3 protein-coding genes are annotated in these 3,663 nt (G+C 72.3%); 2 read left to right on the top strand and 1 reads right to left on the bottom strand.

Translation table 11 applies throughout. The annotated features are described in order from the left end of the window. Positions 1-122: 122 nt before the first annotated feature. Positions 123-1,403 (bottom strand): NAD(P)/FAD-dependent oxidoreductase, encoded by a 1,281-nt coding sequence (locus tag LCE31_RS32475; protein ID WP_225020817.1) that lies wholly within the window; start codon positions 1,401-1,403, stop codon positions 123-125. Between the two features lie 354 nt (positions 1,404-1,757). Between LCE31_RS32475 and LCE31_RS32470 the strand changes: the two genes are divergently transcribed. Then, a complete protein-coding gene (locus tag LCE31_RS32470; protein ID WP_225020815.1) occupies positions 1,758-2,774 on the top strand; it encodes a cupin domain-containing protein in 1,017 nt (338 codons plus the stop codon). 69 nt (positions 2,775-2,843) lie between these two features. After that, complete coding sequence (locus LCE31_RS32465) at positions 2,844-3,536, top strand: class I SAM-dependent methyltransferase (RefSeq protein ID WP_225020813.1); 693 nt, start codon at positions 2,844-2,846, stop codon at positions 3,534-3,536. Positions 3,537-3,663 lie beyond the last annotated feature (127 nt).

Here is a 3,663-nt window from a genome sequence, read left to right as displayed (position 1 = left end):
CCGCCCCCCCCCCCCCCCCCCGGCCGGGGGGGCGGGGGGCGGCGGGGCGGGGGGGCGGGGGCGCGGGCGGGGGGGCCCCTCCCCCCTCTCCGCGTCGTACGGGTCCTCCGGGTCCGGATCGCTCACGCCGCGGGCGCGGCGCTCCGGGCCCCGTCGATCAGGGACTTCAGCGGGGTGTCCGCGTCCGCGGCGGGACCCGCGGGGATCGTCGCCCCCTGCGTCAGCGCCTTGCGCACCGCCATGTAGTCCGCAGGGCGGTTCACGGCGTCCACGGCGAGGAGCCTCCCGTCCTGGTAGTAGAGGACCGAGAAGTGCTCGTCGTCCACCGAACCGCGCACCACCGTCCGGTCGTGTCCGGCCGACAGGCCCGCGATCTGGAGCCGCAGATCGCCCTGGTACGACCAGAACCACGGCACCGCCTTCGCGGGGGCGGGCCGCCCCAGCAGGGTCGCCGCCGCGGTCGCCGCCTGCGCCACGGCGTTCTGCACCGACTCGATCCGTACCCGGCCCTCGCCTGTCAGCGGATGCGGCTGCACCGTGCAGTCGCCGGCCGCCACCACCGACGGGTCGCTCGTGCGCGCGGACGCGTCCACGACGATGCCGCCCTCGCACGCCAGGCCCAGCTGTTCGGCCAGCTCGGTGCGCGGCACCGCGCCGACACCGACCAGCACCAGATCGGCGTCCAGGACCGTGCCGTCGGCGAGGACCACACCGGCGACCCGGCTGCCGTCGGCGGCGGGCTCGAAGGCCGTCACACCGGTCGACAGCAGCACCCGCACGCCCCTGCGCGCGTGCGCCCGCGCGTAGAAGTCGGACACCACCGGGGCCACGGCCCGGCCGAGCAGCCGCCCGGCCGCCTCCACCACGGTGACCGAGAGGCCGGCGGCGCGCGCGACGGAGGCGGCCTCCAGCCCGATGAAACCGCCTCCGACCACCACGACCCGGGACGCGGAGGCCAGCTCGCCGCGCAGGCCCGCCGCGTCGGCGTGGTCTCGCAGGTAGCACACGCCGGCCAGTTCCGCGCCGGGTACGCGCAGCCGTCTCGGGGCCGCCCCGGTGGTCAGGGCGAGCCGCGCGTAGGGGAGTTCACGGCCGGACGCGGTCACGGCGAGGCCCGGCCGCAGGCTCGTGATCCGCTCGCCGCACACCAGATCGATGTCGTTGTCCGGGTAGAAGGCGGGGGCGCGGAAGGCCAGCGAGTCGAGCTCGGCCGCGCCCGCCAGGAACTCCTTCGACAGCGGCGGCCGCTGGTAGGGAGCGTGGGGCTCCTCGCCGACCAGGGTGATCGGGCCGGTGTCGCCCAGCTGCCGCAGGGAGACGGCCAGTTGGAGGCCGGCCTGGCTGGCGCCGACGATCAGCGTGCCGCTACTCCTCGCGCGGCCGTCGCCGTCCTTGCGTGGCATCGGTAACCCCTCTCAGTCGGTGCTCAGTATGCTTAATGTAATACCATTGGACCATCGAGGGAAGTCGGTCAGGTCTCGTGCCTGTGATCCTTCGGTTACATCCCCGAATCGTTGACTCGCTCTCTGGCCCGTTGATATAAAGGTTAGGCCAATGAACTCAGGCTGAATGCCCGAATCGAACCAGGCCGAGCCAGCGGTCTCCGGCCGGATGGACTCACAACTTCCCCAGCAGTGCCCGGTCTTTGTGGCCTGCGCGTCCGAGTCCCTCCCTCCCCGGCAGGTGCCGGGGACAAGACCGCCGCACGGACCGACGGACGCCCGGGCGTCCCGGTCCGACATCATGAGGAGAAGCGAATGAGCGAGAAGAAGGGGCGGGTCTTCCTGCGGGGGATCACGTCGGAGACCTACGGCCTCAAGGAGTTCCGCCGCAGCCAGCTGGACGCCCCCCGGGTCCGCGACGACTCGATCGTCGTCGACGACGCCAAGGTCGCGCACTCCGGTGACTCGGAGAAGTCCCGCACCTGGTGGCGGATCGGTCCCGGCGACGACCCGTTCCTCACGCAGAGCCTCCAGATCCACTTCGTGGAACTGCCCCCGCATTCCTCCAACCACGGCCACGGCCACCAGAACGAGGCCGCCTTCTACATCCTGGAGGGCGCGGGCTACGAGATCCACGACGACCAGCGCTACGAGTGGGAGAAGGACGACCTCGTGATCGTCCACACCGACTCGGTGCACCGGCACTTCAACCCGTACGACGAGACCGCACGGTGCCTCATCTTCAAGGCGAAGTCGGAGTGGATGTACCTCGGCCTGATCCAGCAGGGCCGCAGCGGTCCGATCGACAACCCCGACAAGTTCGGTGAGCGCGTCGACTGGTCGCAGCTGTGGACCCCGGACGTCGAGAAGAAGCGCAAGGTCGTCAAGTCGGCGGACACGCCCTGGCAGTCCACACCGCTCGGCAAGGTCCGCGTCATGTCGCAGCCCGGCGACGACGTCCGTACCTTCAGCGTCGACTCGTTCGTCCTCGAAGTCCCGGCGGGCAGCCGCTCCGGCAAGCGCTGGACCATGGCGGACGAGGTCCTCTACGTCCGCCAGGGCTCGGGCTACAGCCTGCACTGGGAGGTCGAGGCCGAGATCGCCGAGAAGTACTACGCGCGCATCGCCAACGAGCCCACGCGCCACGACTTCAAGGAGGGCGACACGGTCTACGTACCGCACAACACCATCGCCCAGCACTTCGCGGCCGACGGCACCCCGCTGAAGCTGATCTCCGCGCAGAACCGCCTGTTCAAGGAGCTCGGCTACCACAACACCGTGTTCCTGGAGAACGCGCCGGAGTACGACGGTCCCGAAGGGGCCCGTTCCTGACGCGATCCCGTCCGCTGTCCCAAGGACGCGGGGCGGCCCCGTCCCGCGCAGAGCCGACGAGGAGACGAGATGCGACAAGAGGGCCCGACCGCGGCCCAGGTGTGGTCCGACCCGGCCTTCGCCACGGCGTGGCTGGGCGGCGACCCGAACGGCACACGCGACCTGCTCGAACTGCCCCGCACCATCGCGGCGCAGCTGGTGGCGGAGGAGAAGCCGGAGCCCGCGCTGATCGTGGACATCGCGAGCGGTGCGGGGAAGTTCCTCTCCGTCCTGCTCACGGCGTTCCCGCGGGCCAGGGGCGTCTGGATGGACGTCTCCGAGACCATGCTCCAGCAGGCGAGGAAGGATCTGGCCGGCTTCGGCGACCGGGTCGACTTCCAGGTCGGCGACATGCAGGCGCTGCGCGCGGCGGGGCTCCCCGAAGGCGCTGACATCATCACGACGTCGCGCGCCAGCCACCACTTCGACCGGGCGGAACTGCACGCCTTCTACCAGGAGGCGGCGGGGCTGCTCGCCCCGGACGGCTGGCTGGTCAACCTCGACCACATCGGCCCCGAGGACATCTGGGACCGGCGCTACCGGTCGGTGCGGCGCAAGTACTGGGCACCGGCCAAGCCGGCCCCGGCGCACCACCACAACTACCCGCTCACCAGTGCCGACGACCACCTCGACGGGTACCGCGCCGCGGGCCTGACCGAAGTGGACATCGCCTGGAAGGCCTTCTACACCTGCCTGTTCGCGGGCCGTCGCCCACCGGCCTGACATCCCGACCCGCCCGGGGCAGGACCCGGCCCCGGGGGGGGGGGGGGGGGGGGGGGGGGGGGGGGGGGGGGGGGGGGGCGGCGGGGCGCGGGGGGGGCGGGGGGGGCGGGGGGGCGGCGCCGGGCCG

It is taken from the genome of Streptomyces sp. 8L (genome assembly GCF_020176795.1).
In the GTDB taxonomy this organism is placed as follows: Bacteria; Actinomycetota; Actinomycetes; order Streptomycetales; family Streptomycetaceae; genus Streptomyces.
This window is presented reverse-complemented; position numbering and strand designations above follow the sequence as displayed.